Raw genomic sequence first — 23,114 nt, 5'->3', positions numbered from 1 at the left:
TCGAGCGCGCAGGAGCGAATTGAGCCCCGACTGCGCACGTGCACAGAACGAGACGGGCATTGTTCTGTGAACCTGCGCAGCAACACCAGCGGTGCGTCTGTGCACGTTCACAGAGTACGAACAGAGTCGCTTCGTGTCAACGAGTTATCGCGTGCGCCGGAACGAGTTGTCGCGTGCGCCGGTGAGTAAGCCGTCAGGCAATTGTTGTGATGATCGACGGAGTGCCTATCATGGAGTCCCTATGTCTATTACCTCACCCGAACTGACGAGCACAGAGTCGGTCGTCACCCGCAACTGGTCGTGCGTGCTCTTCGACCTCGACGGAACGATCACCGATTCAGCTCCGGGCATCGTTGCGCGACTGGTCAAGACTTTCGAAGAACTCGGCCGACCGGTGCCCTCTGAAGCCGATTTGCTGCAGTGGGTGGGACCGCCCATGCTCGAGTCATTCGAGCACCGCGCGGGCATGACCCCCGACGAGGCGCAGGACGCCCTCATCGTCTACCGTGCCATTTCAGCGGTCGATGGGCCCTGGACGGGTTCGGCGGTGTACCCGGGTGTCGCTGGCATCATCAAGACTCTCTGTGCGCAGGGCGTTCCGCTCGCCATCACGAGCAGTAAGCCGGAGTCGCAGGTTCAGGCGGTCCTCGATCACTTTGCCCTCAGCCGATACTTCACCGTGCTGTGCGGCGCGTCCGAAGACGAGGTTCGCAGCTCAAAGGCAGATGTGATCGAGGAGGCACTCCGGCGGCTGACGGCCAAGGATGTCGACCTCTCGAAGGTCGTCCTGGTCGGCGACCGTCACCACGACGTCGAAGGCGCCGCCGCTCACGGCATCCCGACGATCCTGGTCGAATGGGGCTATGGCTCACCGGCCGAGGCAGAGCACGCGGTCGCCGTTGTCCACTCGACCGACCAGCTGGCCAAACTGCTCCTCGGCTAGCGCAGCCGCGCTGGCTCTCGGCTGGCTCCCACCGGCTCCAACTACACTCGGGGCATGCTCAACGGACTCTGGTGGCTCCCGTCGCTCATTGTCTTCGGCAGCGCAGCGGTCGCTGTGATTCTCGCCGTTCGCCTCATGCGGGCAAAGCAACGGCAGCGCGGCATTGATCCGGTATCGACGCTTCGGGCAATCGAGCAATCGGCAGGGGCCGAACTCGTTCGAGCCGACGATCTGCTCAGGGAGGCTGAAGACGAAGCAGAGTTTGCTCGAGCCCAGTTCGGCGACAGCGCCGCTGCTGAACTTCAGCGAGCGGTGACACGGGGCCGGGCGCACCTGCGTGAAGCATTCGAACTCCACCAGCAACTTCACGATGCCGTCCCGGACAGCGAGTCCCAGCGGCGGCGCTGGTCCGAGCGCATTGTTGAGCTGTGCGGACTCATCACCGAAGAAGTCAGCGGGCAGACGTCGAACCTCGACAGAATGCGCGCACTCGAACGCTCCGCCCCCGAGCAGTTGGCCGAACTCGAAATCGCGGTTGCCGCGGCCGAAGCGCAGGTGCCGGATGCCGAGGCAACGCTCGACCGGCTCAGCGAGACCTATGCCCCTGGAACGTATGCCGGTGTCGAGGGCGCCGTCACCACCGCCAGTCAGTCCCTTGCCGCGGCGAGGACGTCGCTCGACGCATCCCGCGCCCGGGTTGCGTCGAACGAACCGGCAACGGCCGACATCGAACGTGCATCGGGGCACCTGCTGAAGGCGAGGCACGCCCTCGAATCTGTGGACCGAACGGCATCCGGTCTGGATTCAGCGAGTGCCGAGCTTGCGACCTCCGTTGCGCAGACCCGCCGGGCGGTGAGCGAGGCGACCGCGAGGCGCGATCAAGCGCCGCTTCCGGAATCCGCCGATGAAATTTCGCGGGCCCTGGATGTCGTCACAGCGACGATCGCTCTCGTGACCGACCGCAGGCAGCTGCCTGACCCGCTCGCTCGCCTCGACGAACTTCGCGACGCCGTCTCCCGCCTCGACGCTGCACTCGCCTCAGCTCGCAGCATGGAGCAGCGCATCGAGAACGCCAGGGAAGCGTTGCGCGGTGCACTCTTTTCGGCCAGGAGCCACCTCGATGTTGCGGGAGGTTTCATCGAAGATAACCGCGGACGGGTCGGCGCGGATGCCCGGACCCGACTGGCCGAGGCACAACGACAACTCGCGCTGGCTGAGGCCGCCGATGATCCTGTCGAAGCGCTCGATACGGCCCGGCGCGCGTCACGACTCGCCCAGGACGCTGACGCCCTTGCCCGGTACGACGCCGGGCCACGTACGGCCCCGCTCAAGCGCTGAGGCTACGAGGCTGACGGATGCCAGCCAGCGAGTCCAGGACTTTGGTTCACTGACTCGCCGATTGGTTCAGGCACGACCGAGACCGTTGTCCCGGCGATCGCGGTTCGCCATGGCATGTGGCCAGACCAGGCCAACTGTCTCTCGATATCGAGAGGCTCACGCTCTGACTCCTAGAGCTGAAGGCCCCGGTTCGCGAGGAAGGGTACGGGGTTCGTAAAGCTGCCGTTGACGCTGATCTTGAGGTCAAGGTGGCACCCGGTGACGACGCCAGTGGCGCCGATCCCGGCGACAACGGTGCCTGGTTCGACCAGGTCGCCGACAGACACGCGGTATGACCCGCCCTGCAGGTGGCCGTAAATCGACTCGACTCCGCCGCCGTGGTCGACGATCACGCGGTTACCGTAGCTGCCGGCTGCGCCGACGAACGTGACACGTCCGGCTGACACTGCCTTGATCGGGGTACCGCAGCTGCCGCTGAAGTCGACACCGTCGTGGAAGGAATTGGAGCATCCTGCACCGTTGCAGATGAGCCCGCGGGGACCGTAGGCCGAGGAGATCTTTCCGCCGACAGGGCGGATCCAGGCGCCTGCAGGGCCGGTGTATTCCTCGACAGCGGTGGAGTCGGAGTAGGAGTTTGAGTTCGACTTGGAGTTCGTCTTGTTTGCAGCCCGCGCGGCGGCGGCCGCGGCCTCGGCGGCGGCAGCGGCGAGTGCCGCCTTGGACGCCTGAAGCTCTTCGGGCGACGTCGCCGAGTAGCTGTCGCGGCTCACGGACTCTGCGGTCCAGTCGTTGACGATGAGGGACTGCGCGCCGGTGTCGTGGACCGGAGCGACAGTGGCGTCTGGGGTCGTCTCGAACGCGTACGCCGGCAGCGCTATGGTTCCGAAAATGCCGGGAACGACGAGTGCCATGACGACGGTCGACCTGATGTTGCGCCAGCGCGATCCGCTCGTGACCGGCTTGGTCGCGGCTTTGTGGGGCGCGGACTTGGTCACAGACGGCTTGCTCGGTGCCGGCTTCTGCGCGATCGGTGTCGCTACGCGGGCAACCGGCTTTTCGCCGAGTTCAGTGGTCGCTGTCCGGGCTTCGCTCGCCTCTGGCGCTGCTGCTGCTGCTCGCAGCCCTGCTGCCTTGCGGAGGCTCGCCCTGGTGGGAAAGGATCCCGCTGAGCCAGCGGGGTCACCCGTGCTGCCCTGGGGGGCAAGTTCGGGGTTCTGGTCGCTCATGTAGTCTCCAGCCGCGCAACGGGCACAGGGAAAACGTGCGCGCCGGGGCAGTGTTGGTTCGATCGGACGACAGGATAGGGCCGAAGTCGTCATACGGGTCCCACCCACACTAACGGCCCAGGCTGGGAAATTCATCGCTTGCCCCACAACTGTGGACAAAATCCGCAACTGTGGAGAGTCCACAACAGCCGCCCGATTATCATTAGGCGACATGGTTACACGCAGAGAAGCCGCACAGCGACTGGACATTCCGCTCGAAATGGCGGTGCGCCACGGCATCCCCTCGCGGATGAGCGAGCAGGAGCTCAACGAGCTCGACGCAACACCGCCGGCCTGGCTCGCCCAGTCCCGCGCCAATCGCACGGGCAAGAAGGCGGTCTGGGTGGAACTCCGGTGTGACGTCTGTGGTTTCACCGAGACGGCACGGCCGAAGAAGTGGTGGCCGGCGTTCACCTACCTCACCTGCTCACACCATGATCCGGACGAACTGCCGGAACCCGGCCCCGGCATGGCCCGCTCTGAGGTCGACGGGATCGGCAGCGGATTCATCGGTGTTATCGACGAGGCTCCGGCGACACACTGACGCTCGCGGCCCTGCGGTACCGGCTCGAACCCGGTGGGATGCTCATTACCACGGATGCGGCGGCACATTGTCGGACACCTGTCCGAGAAGTGGTAGACTGGTCTGATGTTACGCGCAGAGACCCCGATGGAGTCCCTGCGCATTCTCAATTCTGAGCGCATTCCGGGGTCGGAACGTATTCTCAAGTCCGACCCTCGCGCCGAGAAAACGAGGCGGGCAATCTTCACAGCCGTCGAGTCGCTCGCGACCGGCAGGACCACACCGCTCACCGTCAGCGACATCGTCCGGGCAGCGGCCATCAGCCGCAGTTCCTTCTACGCCCACTTCAGCGGCCTCGATGACCTGGCCCGTGAATACCTGCACGTGCAGCTCGCTGAAGTGAGGGCATCCGTTGCCGATGTGATCCGAACGGATGCCGACAGCCGGCAGGACGCCGCCCGCGACGGGTACCGCCGGCTCCTCACGCACATGGTCAAGCACTACCCGGTCTACGCGAGTGTTCTCGACCTCTCCCTGTCTCGACGGGCGTACGACGAGGTCGTGAACGGTTATGCGGGCCTCTGGCTCGACTCGATCGACTCGCTCGGCGGCCTGTCAGGACCACGGCCCGAACTCACCGCGACGTTCGTGGCCGGCGGAGCACTCACCCTCATCGGTTCGACGATGAAGGGCCGGGACTCGATCTCCGACGACGACCTGGTGGATGAGCTCGTGCGGCTCCTGCCGGGAACGCTCGTCGAACCCCAGTTTTGCTGAATCCCCGACCGGTCGCTCACCGCGCCGACCGGCATCCACGTTGTCCTTCGTTGAAGGACCGATTGAAAAAAGAGGTACACCGGAAATGAATTTCACCGTCGGAGAAACACTCGTCTACCCTCACCACGGCGCGGTCACCATCACCGAAATCTCCACCAGGCTGATCAAGGGTGTTGAGAAGAAGGTCATGACCCTCAGCGCTCACACCAGCGAGCTCGTCATCAAGCTGCCCATCGACAACACCGAACTCGTCGGCGTCCGCGACGTCATCGACGCTGCAGGCGTCCAGGCCGTTTCCGATGTCCTGCGCGAGCCGTTCGTCGAAGAACCGGGCAACTGGTCGCGCCGGTACAAGGCCAACCAGGAGAAGATGGCCAGTGGCAGCGTGTACCGCGTGGCCGAGGTCGTCCGTGACCTGTGGCGCCGGGACCAGGACCACGGCGTCTCGGCCGGTGAAAAGCGACTGCTGATGAAGGCGCGCCAGATCCTCGAGTCCGAGCTCGCACTTGCCCAGAAGTTCACGCCGGAAGAGGCATCCGCCGCCCTGGAGAAGGTTCTCGCGAGCGCACACGCAGAGGCTGCTGTACCCCAGGCGTAGGCCTTCCCGTCCCCTTGAACCGATCGGCCCGCCCTGCATCTTCGGCGAGCCGGTAGGTTCCTGGCGCGTGTTGGGGCACGATTGACTCAGGAAAGCGTCACACTTCCGGCACCTCGCCGGGCACCGTGGCAATGGGGGGCAGTGAACCATGCGTAAAGCGCGCCAGCGGTCGAGCCGGACAACCACGGAGACGAGCGACCTCAAGCCCGACATCGCCATTCAAACGGGCGGTGGTGCTCCCGGCTTCAGCATCAATGCGTTTCGGATCGGCCTCGTCGGCGGCCTCGGCGTCCTCACCGCCCTGCTCATCGGTGGAGTGATCGGCCAGCTCAGCACCGTCCTGATTTACATCGGTGTCGCCCTGTTCCTCGCGCTCGGCCTTGACCCGCTTGTGACCTGGCTTGAGAAGCGGATACCGCGGGCGCTGGCTATCCTTCTCGTGGTCATCGCCGTGCTTGGCGTGTTCGCCGGGCTGCTCTTCGCGGTGATCCCCGTGCTCATCAACCAGGGCACGAACCTCATCAACGACCTGCCGAAGCTCGAGAAGGACCTGACCAACAGCGCCCTCATCAAGGACCTCGAGAACGCGTTCGGTGGCACGTTCAGCATCCAGGGCGGCATCTCGGGCGCAATCGACTTCATCAGTGACCCCAAGAACCTCGTCGCCATCGGTGGCGGCATCGCCGCGGTCGGTGCCGGCGTCGCGAGCGGCGTCACCGGCGCAACGATCGTCCTCATCCTCACCCTGTACTTCCTCGCGTCGCTCCGATCGATGAAGGGCATCACATACCGGTTCGTGCCCGCGTACCGCCGCGTGAACTTCGCGCAGATCACCGAGGAGATCACCGGTGCTGTCGGCCGTTACGTCGTCGGCCAGGTTTCGCTCGCGCTCGTCAACGGCATCCTGAGCCTGATCTTCCTGTCCATCATCGGTGCGCCGCTGCCGTTCCTGCTCGCTGTCATCGCATTCCTCGGCTCGCTCATCCCCCTCGTCGGGACTCTGACCGCGTCGATCATCAACACACTGATCTGCCTCTTCGTCTCCCCGCTGACGGCGCTCATCGCCGGAATCTACTACCTCGTCTACATGCAGATCGAGGCATATGTGCTGAGCCCACGGATTATGAACCGCGCCGTTGCGGTGCCGGGAGCGATCGTCGTGATCGCGGCGGTCGGTGGCGGCGCGATCGGCGGCATCCTCGGTGCACTCGTGGCGATTCCGGTCGCCGCGTCGGCCATCATCATCGTGCAGAAGGTCGTGTTCCCCCTGCAGGACGCAAAAAAGACTCCGGCAGGCCCAGGGGCGACAGCGCACTAGGCGTTTTCCGGCGCGCGAGGTTGGCAGAAACATGCCGAGAACCAGCGCCAGAGCCCTTGACGACTCGCGCCGTCAGGAGAAAACTCGACCGAAATCCTGACGCTGTGGAGCGCAATCATGACGACGGTCGACTCTTCTTCCCTGCACCCTGACGCTATTGCTGACCTCATCCAGTCCATTACCGGGCGGGTAATTGTGCCAGCCGACCCGGACTATGAGGCGGCACGCGCTACGTACGGCAACTTCTACGGCCTAGTCGGCGCACCCGCGGTCGTGGTGCAGGTCTCTGACGCTGATGATGTCGGTGTGGCCGTAGCCTTCGCGCGATCGCACCGACTTGAGCTTTCGATCCGCAGTGGTGGCCACAGCTCGAGCGGGTTCAGTTCGAACGAGGGCGGCCTCGTCATTGATCTTCGGCGCCTCAACCGGGTCGAGGTTCTCGACCCCTCTCGGGGACTCGTGCGCATCGGTTCCGGTGCCGTGTGGGGGGACGTCGCGACGGCGCTGGGAGCCGAGGGGTTCTCGCTCAGTTCGGGTGACACGGTCTCGGTCGGAGTCGGCGGCCTCGGCGTCGGCGGGGGTATCGGCTGGCTGGTCCGAACGGTCGGCCTGACCGTTGACAACCTCGTGGAGGCATCCGTCGTCACCGCCGGAAGCGAACAGGTGCGGGCGAGCGCCGACGAGAACCCGGACCTGTACTGGGCTCTTCGTGGCGGAGGAGGCAACTTCGGGGTGGTCACCAGTTTTACCTTCACTGCCCAGCCGATGAGCCGTGTCATCGCGGGAACGCTGCAGTTCGCCGGAGGGGATCTTGCCGAACTGCTGGCCGGGTGGAGCGGCATCATGCGCGAGGCGCCGGAAAACCTCAACTCGACCTTCCTCGCGATGCCGGACTTTCCGGGAATGCCGGGCGGCGTGCAGATCGTCGTTTGCTACGCGGGCGATGACGTACCTGCTGCCGAGGCGGCTATCGCTCCCCTTCGCGCTCTACCCGGACTGAACGGCGACGACATCGCACCCCAGCCCTATTCCGCTGTGCTCGGAGAGGCACACCCGCCCGAAGGAGTGACGATCGCCACCCACAACGCCTTCGCCCGTGAGTTAAGCGACGAGCTCAGTGACCTGCTCGCCGGCGTGTACACGGAGCTGGGCGGTTCCGTACTCATGATCAGGAGCCTGACCGGCGCCTTCAACCGGGTACCGAACGATGCCACGGCCTTCGCCTTCCGTGACAGCGAGGCGCTCATCATCTCCGCGGCGTTCCTGCCGGCTGACGCGCCGGCTGAGGCCATCGAGCGCACCCATAAGCTCTGGGGCAGGCTCGAACCTTACCTCCAGGGCACGTACGGCGGCTTCTCGACCGCTCGCAACGGTGAGGACCCGTCCCGGCTGTACCCGCACGACACCCTCGCCCGGCTCGTGACGATCAAGCACACGTATGACCCGGAGAACCTGTTCCGGCGCAACCACAACATCCCTCCTGACCTGTCACTCTGACCGCATCGGGGCTGAAGGGAGCGGGTCGGACTCAGGACTCAGAGTCGCCCGAGTCTTCACGCAGTCGGCGCTCTCGCCTGGTCAGGGGCTCGTCGTCGGCTGGCGGTGCCTCCGACGCATCGAGAAGGCCTGCCGACCTGACAACACCCGGGGCCGTCACGATCGATGATTCAAACGGCGACACAGAGACCGTCGTCGAAGCGTCCGACCTGCCGGTGACGCCAGCCGCCTGTGCTTCGTGAGGTTCGGATGTCGCGTCGCCGGCGGCATCCGTCGTCGAAGGCGTCGGCGATGAAGCCGCTGAGCCCACCCGCGAACCCGCTTGTGAGCCGACGGCCTTGACCACGAGCACCGCGATGCCGGTTGTGACCGGAATGGCGAGGACGAGGCCGATGGAGCCGACGAGTGTGCGCACGATTTCTTCGGCGAGCTCACCGCTCGAGATCGTTTCGAGGAACGGCCGGTCCTGCAGCGAGAGCAGGATCAGCAGCGGGAGCGCCGCACCCGCGTAAGCAAACACAATCGTGTAGACCGTCGAGGCGATGTGGTCACGGCCCACCCGCATCGCACCGGCGAAGAGCCGCCTGGCACTCGACTCGGGCGCCAGCTCGTGCATCTCCCAGACCGCAGATGACTGGGTAATCGTCACGTCGTTGAGCACACCCAGGCCGGAGATGATGAGCCCGCATAACAGGATGCCGGACAGCGAGATGGAGTCTGCGGCGTACGACAGCGTGTAATCGGCCTCGTCGTTGAGCCCGGTGAGGTTCGCGGCCCCGGTTGCCCAGGCCGCGACAAGCGAGGTGATCACCAGCCCGAAGATCGTGCCGAGCAGGGCCGTCGATGTCCGCGCCGAGAACCCGTGCGCGAAGTACAGCACGGCGATCATGATGAGGCTCGACCCGACCAGGCCGAGCAGCAACGGTGGTTTACCCTCGACGAGCCCGGGCAGGATGAAGTTCGCCACCACGAGGTAGGCGCCGAACAAACCGAGCAGCGCCCGGAACCCGCGCCACCGGGCAACGACGATCACGACGAGGGCGTAAACCGCCGCGAGGAGCGCCATCGGCACTGTGCGAACGAAGTCGACGAACGAATAGCGCGCTGCCGGGTCGTCAACGCGCGCGCCCAGGTCCAGGTAACGGATGCGGTCGCCGGCGGACAGGTCGACCTCGCGGCCCACCTCCGGCGGCACTTCCACATCAATGGTGCCGTCGTCACCGCTGTCGGGGGTGAGGCTGACGACGGTGCACTGCTGTCCCTCCGGTGCGTTCGCCGAGGGATACAGGCAGGGCGCGACACTCATGCTTTCCACGGTTCCCGTTGAAAAACCCGTGCCTCCGGCTACCGAGTAAGGGTTGCCGACCTCGACGTCGTCGCTCGATCCGCTCGGCCAGAGCAGCGCCATCCCGAGGATGGTCAGGAGGGTGAGCGGAATCAGGATGGCGGCGAGGAGGCGATTGGCCCGGCGGCGGGTGGCGATGGCGTCCGAGGTGGGCGCGGCGGACGAATGCGAGTGCGAGTGAGTCACGTGAATTCCGGTTTTCAGACGGTGAGCGGTCGACGGGCGCGGGCAGCGCGCATGGCGTCACTTCCCACGAGCAGAATGAAGCCGACGGCGATGAAGATGACGTGGGCGATGGGAAGTGATTGCAGTCCCCTGGTGTCGAGCAGGAACCCGCCGAGAAGCGCCCCTCCACCGATACCGATGTTGAACGCCGTCGTCTGCAGGGCCGCAGCAAGGTCGCGCGTGCGGAATGAGGCGGTGTGCAGCATCCGGGTCTGAAGCATGGCGGGGATCCCGCCGAAAGCGACACCCCAGACCACGAACGCCACCACGACGACGACGGGGTGCGTCGACCACAGGGCGAGCACGAGAACCGCTGCCATGATCGCGATGAGTGCAACGGCGAAGCCCCGTTTCGGGAACCGGTCAGAGGCAAAACCGGCGAGGACGAGACCGACCGCACCCGCACCACCGAAGATGAAGAGCAGGAAAGCAACGGAGGTCTCAGGGAACCCGGCAGCGTCGATCAGCCACGGCGCGATGTACGTGTAGTAGATGTTCTGCCCGGTGATGATGATGACGATGACGGCGCAGAGCAGTGCAATGCCGCGGATGCTGCGGTCCTTGCGCAGCGGCACCGGGATCTCGCCCGTCTTGACGACGACGTGGTGGTTCACCGGTGGCAGGAACTTGATTACAGCCAGAGCGAGAATCACGATGATCACCGCGATGATGCCGAACGCCATCCGCCAGCCGAGCGAGTGACCGAGTGCGGTCCCCACCGGGACGCCGAGGACGAAGGCAGCTGATCCGCCGCCGGCGGTGATGGCGACGGCCTTGCCGAGCTGGTGCCGGGGGACGAGGTGGGCGGAGTACGCGGCGACAACCGCCCAGAACAACCCGTGGGCGAGACCACCGAGGATGCGCGCGCCGACGAGGATCTCGTAGGTCGGCGCGAGGGCGGCGAGCACGTTACCGAGGGCGAGCACGAGGAGCACGACGACGACGAGGCTCTTGCGAGAGTACCTCCTCGTGAGGGCGGCGAGCGGAGTTGTCGCGATTACGACGGTTCCCGCAAACACCGTGACGAGGAACCCGGCCGTCGAGAGGCCGACGTTGAGGTCACTGGCCATCTCGGGCAGAAGGCCCGTCGGCAGGAACTCGCTCGTCACCGACACGAAAATCGCCCCGGCGAGGGTCAGCAGCCCGATCCAGGGGAAGGCAGGGCTGTCAGTCGGTGCTGTCGTTGGTGAGGACACAGGCGTCGCCGATCGAGATATGTGGGAGTGAGTGGCCGACGGCAGTGTGCGGCGCGCGATTTGCCCAGCCTATGCGACCCGCGTGAACGATCAGAATTCGAGAAGCGGATGCCGCGCTCGGTTCCTAGCATGGAGCCAGGCACACAACCCGGGAAGGAACCCGCACATGAGCAACACCGAGAAGGCAGCGCCAGAGGGCACGAAGACCGAGGGATTCTCAGCCGAAGAGCGCGAGGCGATGAAGGAACGTGCGCGTGAGCTCAAGGCCGAGGCGCGACGCGACGAACGCGATGCCAAAGCACGGGAAAAAGGTGAGGCGGAACTGCGTGCCAAAATCGCCGAAATGTCAGACGCTGATCGCGCCATCGCCGAGCGGGTGCACGCGATCATCGTCGAAAACGCGCCGGAACTCCTGCCGAAGACCTGGTATGGCATGCCCGCCTGGGCCAGGGGCGGAAACGTGCTCTGCTTCCTCCAGCCGGCCGACAAATTCAACACCCGCTACGCCACGCTGGGCTTCAACGACAGTGCGGCGCTCGACGACGGCACCATGTGGCCGTCGGCTTTCGCGATCACATCGCTGACGCCCGAGGACGAGACGCGGATCGCCGCGCTGGTGAAGCGGGCGGTCGGCTGAGCACCGCGTGTCGGCCGATGAGCGGATGCCGTCGCACGCGGTCTACAGGAGATCGCACGGTAGAGCGAGCGGATGCCGTCGTGCACGGTTACAGGAGATCGCACGGTTATCAGGACCAAACTGCCCCAGAGCATCCTGTAACTCGTACCATCTTCTGATAATCGTGCGACCCGAGGGAAGGCAATAGCGCCCAGATAAGGACGAAACCGGTGCTTTTGTCCTTGTCTCGGGCCGATGTCCTTATCTCGCGCAACTCAGGTGGGCGATGTCTGGCAACCCAGGTCGGCGACTCCTCAGCCGTCAGACCCCGACCGTCAGACCCCCGACCGTCAGGCCCCGGCCGGCGGCTCAGCGAGCAACTCGACCCGGTCAGCGAGGTACGTCGCGAAGTCCACGGCATCCGCACCGGTAGTGCTCCAGCGCACCAGCGCCCGGCCTCCCTCAAGAAACAGCCGGCCGGGTGAACTCGCCAGCACCTCAGCGTCGAGCACGACGGGGACCGCGTCGAAGTTCACCGTCTCGCCGTTGGCGAATCGACCGCGGGATGCCGCGGCGCGGTACGCCCGGCGCTGCTCTGCCGACTGCGACTGGAAAGCCGGGCGACCCGGCTCGAGTGCTCGCGTCGTCAGTCCGGTTTCGTAGAGGGTGCCGTCGGCGCCGAGCAAAAACACCCCGAGCCGCCAGACCCGCCCGAGCGAACGCAACACCGGCGGTCGCGGAATGAGCAGGACCCGGTGCTCGGGCACCCATTCGGCGAGCGCCTCGTCGCGCGCCCCAGCCGCACTCAACCGCTCGACGGCACGATCGAGAACCGCGCGGATCTCGGCGATGATTTCGTCGTTGTCAGCGGACGGCATCCGTCATCGTCCTGACGCGAGGAGCCTAACGACCCTCTCGGGGTTAGTGAGCAGCTGGCGCGCTTCCGGGTCGGTGCCGAGCCGGTTCAGCAGGGCGGTCGCTGCCCGCACGCTCTTCGCCCAGTAGCCACCGACGTGGTGTCGCGTGATCGGCATTTCGACGGGGTCTGCGCCGGCAACCGATACGCGCAGTGTGCCGTCGTCGATTTCCGTGCCGACACCCATGTCGCCGGACATGGAGCCGAGAACCACCAGCCCGACGGTGGTTGCCAAACCGGGCAGCCGGAATCGGGTCTCTGGCACAGTGAGCGTCACCTGCTCGACGCGTGACCAGTCGATCGAGACGGGCTCCTCCTGGAATTCACGCAGCACAAGAGCGGATGCCGTCAGTTCGGCGTGATGACCGCCTGCGTCACCGAGAACGAGGGTGTTTCCGCGGGCTTCGAGGGGACCGAATCGGGTCATGTTTCTCAGCCTAGCGAGCGCGGGCGCCTGACTCGGGCCGCACGGTTAACAGGAGATCGCGCGCTTATCAGGACACAATCGGCGAAAGCATCCTGTCAACCGTGCGATCTCCTGCACGAGGCGCGCGGCGGCATCGTGTGCCGAGGGTGTGGCCGGGCGCCCATGGGCGCCGGTGCACGATGCCGCGGCTCGCCGGCCCGAGTTCCCGGCCCGAGCGCTGTCGCCTATATCCCCCTCCGCCGGGCAGTTCAACCCCCTGCCGATCCGGGCCGGGCGATGTGACCCTAGCTGTCATCGACGAACGACAGGAGAGCTGATGCGAGCGATGGTGTACCGCGGACCATACAAGGTTCGGGTTGAGGAAAAAGCGATGCCGCCGATCGAGCATCCGAACGACGCCATCATCCGTGTGACTCTCGCGGCCATCTGCGGCTCCGACCTGCACCTGTATCACGGCATGATGCCGGACACACGGGTCGGGATGACCTTCGGACACGAGTTCATCGGCGTCGTCGAGCAGGTCGGCTCCTCAGTCCAGAACCTCAAGGTCGGCGACCGCGTCATGGTGCCGTTCAATGTGTACTGCGGCTCCTGCTACTTCTGTGTGCGCGGCCTCTACTCGAACTGCCACAACGTCAACCCCAACGCCACGGCCGTCGGCGGCATCTACGGCTACTCCCACACGTGTGGCGGGTACGACGGCGGGCAGTCCGAGTACGTTCGGGTGCCATTCGCGGATGTCGGACCTTCCGTCATTCCGGACTGGCTCGAGGACGAAGACGCCCTGATGTGCACCGACGCGCTCGCGACCGGATACTTCGGTGCCCAGCTCGGCGACATCAGCGAGGGCGACACCGTCGCGGTCTTCGGAGCGGGCCCCGTCGGCCTCTTCGCCGCCAAGTCTGCGTGGCTCATGGGTGCCGGCCGGGTAATCGTGATCGACCACCTCGAGTACCGCCTCGAGAAGGCCCGCACCTTTGCTCACGCTGAGACCCGCAACTTCGCCGAGTACGACGACATCGTGGTTGAGATGAAGAAGGCGACAGACTTCCTCGGCGCAGACGTGGTGATCGACGCCGTCGGTGCCGAAGCCGATGGCAACTTCACCCAGCACGTGACGGCAGCGAAACTCAAGCTGCAGGGCGGCTCTCCCATCGCCCTGAACTGGGCGATCGACTCGGTCCGCAAGGGCGGTACGGTCTCGGTCATGGGCGCATATGGCCCGATGTTCAGTGCCGTGAAATTCGGCGATGCGATGAACAAGGGGCTCACGCTCCGCATGAACCAGGCGCCTGCGAAGCGCCAGTGGCCGCGCCTGTTCGAGCACATCCAGAACGGATACCTCAAGCCGAACGACATCGTCACCCACCGCATCCCGCTCGAGCACATCGCCGAGGGGTACCACATGTTCTCCGCGAAACTCGATGACTGCATCAAGCCCGTCATCGTTCCTGGCGCCTGAGAGGAAAACCAGAATGCCGTACACAGCTGAGCACCCGACGCCTCCCGAATCGAGCGACGAACTCCGCGCCCGCATCCCCGGCTGGGGTGCCGACCTCGACCCGAAGGACCGCCCGTCGGTTCCGCGGGAGCGATTCGATCCGAGCGCGACCGGCGCCCACTGGGACTTCCCCGACCGCCAGGAAGAGAAAGTCCCGCGCGAGCGCTCCATTGAGCACAAGTTCCTGACCCCGGTCTTCGGCACATCGGCGCCGCTGCGCGGCCTCTCGGGCATGCTCCGCCGCTTCGCCTACGCCAAATACAGCGAGGGTCGTGCCGCGCACTGGTTGATCCTGCTTGGAGCAGACCGGGTGGATGCCGTCGAGAGCCACCTGCGCTCCTTCGCGACCCTGCGTCCAGACAACCCGATCACCGAGACGGGCGTGCTGAGCGAGTTCACCCGCGGCGGCATCTCATCGCGCTTCGGCCGTAAGCGGGTTGACCTCAACCACCAGTGGATCGACCCGATCCTCGTCGCCGGTCCGTGGATTGCCGCGGCGGGCGCCGTCGTCTGGGGCGTCAAGGCGATCGCCAAACGCTAAAGCTCCCGCACGCAATCGCGTACGGGAAAAGGTTTCGCCCGGCTGGCCGGAGTGCCCGAGAGCTACCGGCCAGCCGGGGCGGGGACTTACGCCCCCGGGATGAGCCGGTCGGCCCGGTAGCGGTCGAAGAGCGCGGTGAACGAGTCGACAGTGCGGTGGTGCACGGTGAAGCCGGCCAGCCGTGACTTGCTGATGTCGGTGACGACCTCGATCTCGCGGCCCAGGTCGGCGTCGGTGTGCCACCAGGAGGCGATGCGGCCGAGGTCGGACTCGACGAGCCCGTTCTTCTCCACGATCCGCTGCCAGACGTCCTGAGCGTCCACCATCTGCTGCTCGAGCGGGTTGGGCTCCGCGACGGGGCCAACGGGCTCGACACCGAAGTACTCGGCGAGGCGCGTCCACATCCAGCGCCAGCGGAAGACATCACCGTTGACGACGTTGAAGGGTTCATTGCGCCCCGCGGGCGACGTCGACGCCCAGAGCATCTGCTCGGCGAGCACCGTGGCATCCGTCATGTCGGTGAGGCCGTTCCACTGCGTGAGCGAACCAGGGAACACGAACGGGGTGCCGAGTTCGCGACAAATTGACGCGTAGACCGCGAGGGTAAGCCCCATGTTCATAGCGTTGCCGACGGCGTGGCCAATGACCGTGTGAGAGCGGTGCACCGACCAGGTGAAGTCGTCTCGCTCAGCCGCGGCAAAGAGTTCGTCTTCCTGCGCGTAGTAGAAGTTCGGGGCGTCGAGTCGCGCCTCTTCCTCGTGGAACGGAGTGTCGGGCATGTTCCCCTGTCCGTACGCCTCGAACGGGCCGAGGTAGTGCTTGAGACCGGTGACGAGGGCGACATGCTCGAGCGGCGCGTGAGACAGCGCCGCGAGCAGATCGCGAACCATTCCGCCGTTGACGGCGATGTTCTCTTCCTCGGTCGCCTGCCGGGACCAGGCGGTGAAGAAGACGTGAGTCGGTCGCTCATCGGCCAGTACGCGAGCGAGGTCCTCGGCCGAGCGAAGATCGGCGGAAAGCGGACGGACACCCTCACGCTCAGCGCCGGGTCGCCGTGAAAGCGCCGTGACCGGCCACCCCTGTTGCGTGAGCAGATCGACCAGTGCGGACCCTCCGATTCCGGTCGCGCCCACCACGAGCGCGTTGCGTCCTTCGGTGGTGGTGCGGTCAGAGGGATCGGGCTGTGGGGTATTCGAAGTCATTCAGAGCGATAACGCTGTGGTTCCCCGCGCTATTCCCCGGCAAGCGAAACTCGGGCCGCGGAACAGCCCACCCGCACCTGCCGGGACCTGTCGAATTGACGAACCCGGACGATCACGCGCTCAGCGCGCTCGGGGTTTTCACTGCCCGGTTTCTCCCCCAGAGCACCAGGGGATGCATCAGGGTGATGAGCCTGCGACCATCCTCCGTCGGGGTGTAACTGATCATCACTGGCGTGGTCGGAGTAACGTCCCGCTCGATCAGGCCCTCGAGTTCGAGTTCGCGAAGGCGCGCCGAGAGCAGCCGGTCTGAGATGCTATCGATGCTCTCGCGGTACTCCGAGAAGCGCCGCGCTCCGCGCGCACCGGCGAGCAGGATCGCGGCGTTCCATTTGCGTCCGGCGAGTTCGACGGCATCCTGAAACTGTCGGCACTCGTCGTCATTGATGTGTTCAAAATTCGTTGCGCGCATGATCCCCACTTACTTGAGGTAAGTAGCTTACCTCGTGTTGGTGGCGATGTCCATGGTCCGTCAGAGTATGAGCATGAATTACGGCCACCCCCTTATCTTCGGCGTCGCTCTCGCAACCGGGAGTACGGAGCCTGACTCGGTCCTCGACCGAGCCCTGCTCGCGGAACGCCTCGGATTCGACCTCCTTGCGTTCGATGATTCCGCGTCGGACGATTCCGCGCCCGACGATTCGTCACCCACGACCGCGGGGCTCGATCACGCGACACTCCTCGCCTGGATCGCCGGGACCACGGACCGGATCGGCCTCCTCGCGCAGCTCGCCGTCGACCCCTCCGGCTTTCCGGCCGTTGCCGCGCGGGCTGCCGCAAGCCTCGACCTTCTGTCGGGCGGCAGAGTCACGGTTGCGCTCGGCGCCGAGAGCACAGCGGATGCCGCCGAGTCGGCGGAGAGCGCAGAGGTCGCCGAGGAGACACTGGACATCATCCGGCGCATGTGGGCTGTCGGCGAGCGCGGCACTGTTCGGTACACGGGGGACGTCTTCCGGGTCAACGGTGCGCAGCCCGGCCCCGCGCCAGCGCACGACGTACCGATCCTGATCCACGGCGGGACCCCACAGCTGGTGCGACTCGCGGCAGAGAAAGCAGACGGCTGGCTCACCGAGATCGGCGGCTCGGGATTCGCCAGCTTTGCGGCACGCAACCGGCTCCTCGACGAGACGGCGAGCGCCGCAGGTCGCGATCCGCGCGAGGTGCGGAGGCTCGTGACGATCCGCGGAACATTCTCAAACACCAGAAACAGCTTCCTCTCCGGAGCCGCCTCGGACTGGGTAAACGACCTGCTTCCCCTGGTGATCGACCAGGGTGCAAGCGGCATTCTCCTGGCGTCGGATGACGACGCAGTGCTGCAGCGATTCGCGAGCGAGGTCGTCCCCGCCCTGCGCGAGGCCGTGACCTCGGCGCTGCCCCAGCCTGCCCGTACCGCACGCGTCCGCAGGTCGGCGGCGATCGCGAAACGGCGTGAGGGCATCCGTTATGACGCTGTCCCGCCTCTTCTTGCCGACGCCGCCATCGAGCCGGGTGACTTCGGCTATGCCAAGGTGAAGTCGACCTACCTGCGCGGTGGCTCCCCCGGGCTCGTCCTGCCGGTTCACACCCCGGCAGAGGTCGCCGCGGCCCTCGAGTTCGCCCGCGAACACCCCGAACTCCCGCTGTCGATCCGGAGCGGAGGCCACGGCATCAGCGGCAGGTCGACCAACGACGGCGGCATCGTGATCAACCTCTCGAACATGAACCGCATCGACGTCATCGATGAACAAACACGGCGGGTCCGCATCGAGCCGGGCGCGCGCTGGATGGATATCGCCGCAGTGCTGGCCCCGTACGGCTGGGCGCTGAGCTCGGGTGACTACGGCGGCGTCGGCGTCGGCGGGCTGGCCACTGCTGGCGGTGTCGGGTTCCTCGGACGTGAGCACGGGCTCACCATCGACCACCTCCGCTCAGTGGAGATGGTGCTCGCGGACGGCTCGCTCGTCCGCGCGAGCGACACCGAGAACGCGGACCTGTTCTGGGCCATCCGCGGCGCGGGGGCGAGCTTCGGCATCGTGACCGCCTTCGAGTTCGAGGTGGACGAGGTCGGAGACGTCGGCTGGGCGCAACTGGGGCTCGATGCGACAGACACCGCCGGCTTCCTCGAGACCTGGGGCCACCTGAGCGAGACGGCACCCCGTGACACCACGAGCTTTTTGATCATGGGCCCTCCCCGCTCCGGCCAGCCCGCGGTCGCCCAGATCATGGCGATGGTCGACTCCAGTGACCCCGGCACCATCGTCGAGCGGCTCCAGCCCTTCGCGAACATCTCCCCGCTCTACAGCCAGTCCGTTCAACTGACGTCATACGCGGCGGTGATGGCCAACGCGCAGGGTGAGTCCAACGGCGGCCAGGGCCAGCCCGTGACACGCACCGGCCTGCTCGAGAAGATCACCCCCGAGTTTGCCGCCGAAGCGGCACGTCTCATCTCCAGCGGGATCGTCTATTTCTTCCAGATCCGCGCGGTCGGCGGTGCGATTTCCGACGTCCATCCGGATGCCACGGCGTACGCACACCGGAACGCCAACTTCTCGGTTGTCGCGTTCGGCTCGAACCGGCAGCGGCTCGATGCCGCCTGGGAGGCCCTGTACCCGTTCTTCGACGGCATCTACCTGAGCTTCGAGACCGACACGAGGCCCGAGCGGCTGGCCGACGCGTTCCCGCCGAAGACGCTCACCCGGCTTCGTGAGCTCAAGGCACGCTTCGACCCGAACCACGTCTTCCGGGACAACTTCCCCATCACCGCGGCGACCTCGCCGACGCCCAGTAACGCGACCCTCACGGAGGCGACCTCATGACCGACTATGGACACGACCTGCTCTTTGGCACGTTCATCACGCCCACGAACAACCCGCCGATGCACGCCGTGGAGATGGCGGTGGTATCCGATCGCGCCGGCCTCGACCTCGCGACCTTCCAGGATCATCCGTATCAGCCGGGTTTCCTCGACACCTGGACCCTGATGTCATACGCCGCGGCCAGGACCGAGAACATTTCGCTGAGCGCCAACGTGCTCAACCTGCCGCTTCGCCAGCCAGCGGTGCTCGCTCGCAGCGCCGCGAGTCTCGATCTGCTCAGCGGCGGCCGCGTCGAGCTCGGCATCGGCGCCGGCGGCTTCTGGGACCCCATCGTCGCGATGGGTGGCACGCGCCTCACCCCGGGCGAGTCGATCGAGGCTCTCGAAGAGGCGATCGAGATCATCCGCGGAATCTGGGCGGCGGATGCTCCCGGTCGGCTGGTCGTCGACGGTTCCTTCCACCGCGTCGACGGCGCCAAGCGGGGCCCGAAGCCCGCCCACGACATCGGCATCTGGGTCGGCGCGCTCAAACCGAGGATTCTCCGCATGACGGGCCGCGCCGCCGACGGCTGGATGCCCTCCCTCGCTTACCTGCCAGGCGGGCCGCGCGATCTCACAGCGATGAATGCCCACATCGATGACGGCGCGACCCGTGCAGGGCGGGACCCGCGAGACATTCGCCGGCTGCTCAACGTCGCGGGACGGTTCACTGCCGCTGGACAGGGACTGCTCGTCGGACCGGCAAACCAATGGATCGACCAGCTCACCGGCATCGCCCTTGAGTACGGGACCTCGGGCTTCATCCTGGTCACTGACGACGCGCGCACCACAGAACTCTTCGCCGAGGTGGCAGCGGGCGTCCGCGAGAACGTCGCGCGGGAGCGCTCTGCTCGCGGGGTCAGCGCGGGGAGAACGCCAGCGTAAACAGGGTCACGGCGCGGCGCCCGGCGGCCGGCCGGTCGTCGGCATCCGTTCGGGCGAGAACTCCCGCGAGCATCGACACAGCCAGCAGCACGTCCTCTGGGTCGACGTGGGCTCCGATCCGCCCCGCCGCCTTCTCGCGGGTGAGCTCTCGCTCAACCATGCTCCGGAGCCGATCGCCCAGGTGAAGCACTCGCGCGTCGTGTGAGTTCGCCCAGATCAGGTCGATGAACGCCGTCGACACGACGGCCTGCTCGATGACCAGGTTGAGCAGGGCATCGAGCGTCGAGTCCGGGTTGTCGACAAACGCCTCGAGTTCGGTGAGGTTCTCGTCGAAGACGGCAACAGCGAGGTCCATCCGCTCGGGGAAGTGCCGGTACAGGGTGCCCTGGCCGACACCGGCCCGGCGAGCGACGGCGCTGAGCGGCGCCGAGAGGCCGTCGGTCGCGAAAACCTCGCGGGCAGCTGCGATCAGCGCGCGCCGGTTTTCCGGCCCTGCGCTGGGTCCGCGGTTCGCTTTTGCTGTGGGTGGCACGGGTGTAGCCTACAACCGGACACAGTTGTCCGGTATGTACCTCCGACAGGAAGAAGCACATGACAAACACGGCCACTCCCCTCACCGCCGACTCCGCGATCGGCACCTGGATCGATCACCCCGTCGGCGGCGCCATCCTCCGCGACATGCTCGCCCAGGGAGGACAGACCCCCGAGGTCATGCGCCCGGTCCGCCGCCTCGCCATCAAGCGCCTCGTGACGTTGAGCAAGGGCTCCTTCACGCAGGAGATGCTCGATGCGCTCGTCGAGCGCGCCGCCGCCGGCGACGCCCCCCAGTCCGCACCGGGAACGGATGCCGCACCGGCAGCCGACTCAGACACGCCGGCAGCAGCACCGGTTGAGCGCCCGCAGTGGGTCGAGCGCATCAGCACCGGTCGCTTCACCGGAAAGACCGTCATCGTGACCGGCGCCGGTTCCGGCATCGGACGCGCAACCGCGTCGCGCGTTGCCCGCGAGGGCGGACGCGTCATCGCTGTCGATATCTCCAGCGAGCGCCTGGACGAGCTCGTCGCCGAACTGCCCGATGCAGAGATCGTGCCCGTCGTTGCTGACATCACCGACGATGCTGCGATCGCATCGATCATCGAGGCAGCCGGCGGAACCATCGACGCCCTCGCCAACGTTGCGGGCATCATGGACGACATGACGCCGGTGCACGAGATCTCGGACTCGATCTGGAAGCGCGTTTTCGCGATCAACGTCGACGGAACGATGAAGCTCATGCGGGCCGTTGCGCCGTTCATGCTCGCTCGCGAGTACGGCTCGATCGTCAACGTTGCGTCAGAGGCCGGCCTTCGCGGCTCGGCTGCCGGCGCCGCATACACGGCGTCGAAGCACGCGGTTGTCGGCCTCACCAAGAGCAGTGCGTTCATGTACGGACCGAGTGGCGTGCGGGTCAACGCTGTCGCCCCCGGGCCGACGATCACGAACATCCAGGCGACATTCGCGTCAGAGCTCGGCGCGCAGCGCGTCCGTGCGGGAATGGCGGTCATGCCGGATGCCGTCGAGAGCGACGCTCTCGCGGCGTCCATCACCTTCCTTCTCAGTGATGACGGCGTGAACGTCAACGGTGTCATCCTCGCGAGCGACGGTGGCTGGTCCGCCGCGTAAGCACAGCGTCATCTGAGCAACGGCCCGCGGGAAACCGCGGGCCGTTGCTGTTCCTGAGCTTCCGATGGGAGCCGCGTATGGAATCCGGCGCTCTGTGTGTAAGCTCGACCCTCGTGTTCGGGAAAGTCAGGTCAGCAACCATCGCTCGCGACGGGTCCAGCGGAGACGACTCCGATTCACCGGCCGTCGACTGGGAAGCGTTCCGCGTGGACATCGAAGCCCCCGCTCGTGCCCGGACCGGCTCGTCATACGCCGAGGCAACACCGCGCGTCATGGTGCTCGGCGACGAGGGCGGCGCGTTCGAGGCCATCGTGTCCGAACTCTCTGAGCACGGCGTCGACACCATCCGAGCCCGAGAGATTTCTGCCTGCGCCGCGTCGCTCCATGAGAATGAGGCAACGGGAGTGGTTCTCACCGTCGATACGGCTGGACTCGGCGATCGCCGGGCCCGCAAGGAATTCGCGTCGACACTCTCAGCGACTCTCCACACGCTCCTCCCTCTCCTTGCCCAGCCCGCGCAGGTACTCGTGCTCGCGCGCGGTTCCGACATCTCGCTCAAGGCGAGCCTCGACCGCGAGGTCGTGTCGGTGATCACCAGGACCAGTCGCCAGGCCACCAATGAGTACGGCATGAACCTCAGCATCAACGCCGTGGACATCACCGGTGACGTCGACGCGGCGCTGGTTGCACACCGCGCCGCCGAACTGTTCGGTGCCCGCGAGGAAGTGTCGACCGGCGAGGTGCTGGACTACGCCGAGATCGAGTCGCAGTCCATTGCCTGTGCACTCGCCCTCAGATTCGTCTACTGAGCGACACCCGGCTCGAACACGCGACGGATGTCTCGCACGCGCTAACAGATGTCCGGCCGGATGGGAACGTCTTTCTTTTCCGTCCGCAGCGAGCGAGGGTGGAAGCTCCACACCTGACCAGAAGGATTTCCATGGCATCCGCCCCGGCAACAGTGAACACGACTGACGCCCGTGACGCCCGTGCGGCCCGCTCGGCGCAGAACGCCTGGTCCGGTGTTCTTTTCGGTGTGGGGATCGTTGCCTTCATCGACGAGGCCGTGTTCCACCAGTTGCTTCACTGGCACCATTTTTACGATCTCGGCACACCGGACGTCGGCCTCGTCTCCGACGGCATCTTCCACGCCATCAGCTGGTTCGCCACGATTGCCGGGCTCTTCCTCTTCGCCGACCTCAGGCGCCGGAATGCGCTCTGGCCACGGCGGTGGTGGGGTGGCATCCTCGTCGGCGCCGGTGCATTCCAGTTGTACGACGGCACGGTTCAGCACAAGCTGTTCGGCATCCACCAGATCCGATACGTCCCCGACGTCTTCGTCTATGACCTGGTCTGGAACGGCACCGCGATCCTGATGCTCGTCGCCGGGATCGTGCTTCTCGTCATGACCAGGCGCGGGGCAGCTCGCTCGACGTGACCATGCATCTC

General features: G+C 66.0%; 23 protein-coding genes. 15 read left to right on the top strand and 8 right to left on the bottom strand.

Going from position 1 to position 23,114, the window contains the following annotated elements; genetic code table 11:
- The first annotated feature begins 241 nt into the window (after nucleotides 1-241).
- Together C3E77_RS00355 and C3E77_RS00350 are read left to right on the top strand one after the other, a co-directional pair.
- On the top strand, nucleotides 242-943 hold the full coding sequence (locus C3E77_RS00355; protein ID WP_162924862.1) for an HAD hydrolase-like protein: 702 nt from the start codon (nucleotides 242-244) through the stop codon (nucleotides 941-943).
- Nucleotides 944-997: 54 nt separating this feature from the next.
- A complete protein-coding gene (locus C3E77_RS00350) occupies nucleotides 998-2,281 on the top strand; it encodes a coiled-coil domain-containing protein (protein WP_108389836.1) in 1,284 nt (427 codons plus the stop codon).
- Nucleotides 2,282-2,451: 170 nt separating this feature from the next.
- Here the strand turns inward: C3E77_RS00350 and C3E77_RS00345 are convergent, their stop codons facing one another.
- Nucleotides 2,452-3,507, bottom strand: a complete 1,056-nt coding sequence (locus C3E77_RS00345) for a M23 family metallopeptidase (RefSeq protein ID WP_108389835.1) — start codon at nucleotides 3,505-3,507, stop codon at nucleotides 2,452-2,454.
- Between the two features lie 211 nt (nucleotides 3,508-3,718).
- Between C3E77_RS00345 and C3E77_RS00340 the strand changes: the two genes are divergently transcribed.
- From C3E77_RS00340 to C3E77_RS00320, 5 genes are all read left to right on the top strand, one after another.
- On the top strand, nucleotides 3,719-4,090 hold the full coding sequence (locus C3E77_RS00340) for a hypothetical protein (protein ID WP_108389834.1): 372 nt from the start codon (nucleotides 3,719-3,721) through the stop codon (nucleotides 4,088-4,090).
- A 105-nt stretch (nucleotides 4,091-4,195) separates the two neighbouring features.
- The gene (locus C3E77_RS00335; protein ID WP_108389833.1) at nucleotides 4,196-4,846 is read left to right on the top strand and encodes a TetR/AcrR family transcriptional regulator; all 651 of its coding nucleotides are present in this window, start codon (nucleotides 4,196-4,198) and stop codon (nucleotides 4,844-4,846) included.
- 85 nt (nucleotides 4,847-4,931) lie between these two features.
- A complete protein-coding gene (locus C3E77_RS00330) occupies nucleotides 4,932-5,444 on the top strand; it encodes a CarD family transcriptional regulator (protein WP_108389832.1) in 513 nt (170 codons plus the stop codon).
- Nucleotides 5,445-5,592: 148 nt separating this feature from the next.
- Nucleotides 5,593-6,762 carry an AI-2E family transporter gene (locus C3E77_RS00325; RefSeq protein WP_108389831.1) on the top strand — a complete coding sequence of 390 codons (1,170 nt, stop codon included), beginning with the start codon at nucleotides 5,593-5,595 and terminating at the stop codon, nucleotides 6,760-6,762.
- A 117-nt stretch (nucleotides 6,763-6,879) separates the two neighbouring features.
- On the top strand, nucleotides 6,880-8,259 hold the full coding sequence (locus C3E77_RS00320; protein ID WP_108392846.1) for an FAD-binding oxidoreductase: 1,380 nt from the start codon (nucleotides 6,880-6,882) through the stop codon (nucleotides 8,257-8,259).
- Nucleotides 8,260-8,290: 31 nt separating this feature from the next.
- On the opposite strand, the gene C3E77_RS00315 is transcribed toward C3E77_RS00320, so the two are convergent.
- Nucleotides 8,291-9,790 (bottom strand): YibE/F family protein, encoded by a 1,500-nt coding sequence (locus C3E77_RS00315; protein WP_234031239.1) that lies wholly within the window; start codon nucleotides 9,788-9,790, stop codon nucleotides 8,291-8,293.
- Between the two features lie 14 nt (nucleotides 9,791-9,804).
- Entirely contained in the window at nucleotides 9,805-11,025 is a 1,221-nt protein-coding gene (locus C3E77_RS00310) for an MFS transporter (protein WP_108389830.1), read from the bottom strand.
- A gap of 166 nt (nucleotides 11,026-11,191) precedes the next feature.
- Between C3E77_RS00310 and C3E77_RS00305 the strand changes: the two genes are divergently transcribed.
- Nucleotides 11,192-11,662: an iron chaperone gene (locus C3E77_RS00305; protein WP_108389829.1), complete on the top strand. Its 471-nt coding sequence runs from the start codon at nucleotides 11,192-11,194 to the stop codon at nucleotides 11,660-11,662.
- A 329-nt stretch (nucleotides 11,663-11,991) separates the two neighbouring features.
- Here the strand turns inward: C3E77_RS00305 and C3E77_RS00300 are convergent, their stop codons facing one another.
- Nucleotides 11,992-12,519, bottom strand: a complete 528-nt coding sequence (locus tag C3E77_RS00300) for a hypothetical protein (RefSeq protein ID WP_108389828.1) — start codon at nucleotides 12,517-12,519, stop codon at nucleotides 11,992-11,994.
- Between the two features lie 3 nt (nucleotides 12,520-12,522).
- Nucleotides 12,523-12,984, bottom strand: a complete 462-nt coding sequence (locus tag C3E77_RS00295) for a hypothetical protein (RefSeq protein ID WP_108389827.1) — start codon at nucleotides 12,982-12,984, stop codon at nucleotides 12,523-12,525.
- Nucleotides 12,985-13,300: 316 nt separating this feature from the next.
- Between C3E77_RS00295 and C3E77_RS00290 the strand changes: the two genes are divergently transcribed.
- Together C3E77_RS00290 and C3E77_RS00285 are read left to right on the top strand one after the other, a co-directional pair.
- Entirely contained in the window at nucleotides 13,301-14,446 is a 1,146-nt protein-coding gene (locus C3E77_RS00290) for a zinc-dependent alcohol dehydrogenase (protein WP_108389826.1), read from the top strand.
- A gap of 13 nt (nucleotides 14,447-14,459) precedes the next feature.
- On the top strand, nucleotides 14,460-15,026 hold the full coding sequence (locus C3E77_RS00285; RefSeq protein WP_108389825.1) for a hypothetical protein: 567 nt from the start codon (nucleotides 14,460-14,462) through the stop codon (nucleotides 15,024-15,026).
- Nucleotides 15,027-15,112: 86 nt separating this feature from the next.
- On the opposite strand, the gene C3E77_RS00280 is transcribed toward C3E77_RS00285, so the two are convergent.
- Entirely contained in the window at nucleotides 15,113-16,228 is a 1,116-nt protein-coding gene (locus tag C3E77_RS00280) for an SDR family oxidoreductase (protein WP_108389824.1), read from the bottom strand.
- Nucleotides 16,229-16,340: 112 nt separating this feature from the next.
- The gene (locus tag C3E77_RS00275) at nucleotides 16,341-16,697 is read right to left on the bottom strand and encodes a winged helix-turn-helix transcriptional regulator (RefSeq protein ID WP_108389823.1); all 357 of its coding nucleotides are present in this window, start codon (nucleotides 16,695-16,697) and stop codon (nucleotides 16,341-16,343) included.
- A gap of 73 nt (nucleotides 16,698-16,770) precedes the next feature.
- On the opposite strand from C3E77_RS00275, the gene C3E77_RS00270 reads away from it, so the two are divergent.
- Nucleotides 16,771-19,080 (top strand): LLM class flavin-dependent oxidoreductase, encoded by a 2,310-nt coding sequence (locus C3E77_RS00270; protein WP_108389822.1) that lies wholly within the window; start codon nucleotides 16,771-16,773, stop codon nucleotides 19,078-19,080.
- On the top strand, nucleotides 19,077-20,003 hold the full coding sequence (locus C3E77_RS00265; RefSeq protein ID WP_108389821.1) for an LLM class flavin-dependent oxidoreductase: 927 nt from the start codon (nucleotides 19,077-19,079) through the stop codon (nucleotides 20,001-20,003). Before C3E77_RS00270 ends, C3E77_RS00265 begins: the two co-directional genes overlap by 4 nt.
- On the opposite strand, the gene C3E77_RS00260 is transcribed toward C3E77_RS00265, so the two are convergent.
- Nucleotides 19,978-20,535, bottom strand: a complete 558-nt coding sequence (locus C3E77_RS00260) for a TetR family transcriptional regulator (RefSeq protein ID WP_108389820.1) — start codon at nucleotides 20,533-20,535, stop codon at nucleotides 19,978-19,980. The genes C3E77_RS00265 and C3E77_RS00260 overlap by 26 nt on opposite strands.
- A 59-nt stretch (nucleotides 20,536-20,594) precedes the next feature.
- On the opposite strand from C3E77_RS00260, the gene C3E77_RS00255 reads away from it, so the two are divergent.
- The 3 genes from C3E77_RS00255 to C3E77_RS00245 all read left to right on the top strand — a co-directional run bounded on the left by C3E77_RS00255 (nucleotide 20,595) and on the right by C3E77_RS00245 (nucleotide 23,103).
- A complete protein-coding gene (locus C3E77_RS00255; protein ID WP_108389819.1) occupies nucleotides 20,595-21,665 on the top strand; it encodes an SDR family NAD(P)-dependent oxidoreductase in 1,071 nt (356 codons plus the stop codon).
- A 77-nt stretch (nucleotides 21,666-21,742) separates the two neighbouring features.
- A complete protein-coding gene (locus C3E77_RS00250) occupies nucleotides 21,743-22,474 on the top strand; it encodes a hypothetical protein (protein ID WP_146188108.1) in 732 nt (243 codons plus the stop codon).
- A 131-nt stretch (nucleotides 22,475-22,605) separates the two neighbouring features.
- Nucleotides 22,606-23,103 carry a DUF2243 domain-containing protein gene (locus C3E77_RS00245; RefSeq protein ID WP_108389817.1) on the top strand — a complete coding sequence of 166 codons (498 nt, stop codon included), beginning with the start codon at nucleotides 22,606-22,608 and terminating at the stop codon, nucleotides 23,101-23,103.
- Nucleotides 23,104-23,114: the final 11 nt, after the last annotated feature.

Origin of the sequence: Mycetocola zhujimingii, from assembly GCF_003065425.1 — a bacterium.
Classification (GTDB): domain Bacteria; phylum Actinomycetota; class Actinomycetes; order Actinomycetales; family Microbacteriaceae; genus Mycetocola_A; species Mycetocola_A zhujimingii.
This window is presented reverse-complemented; position numbering and strand designations above follow the sequence as displayed.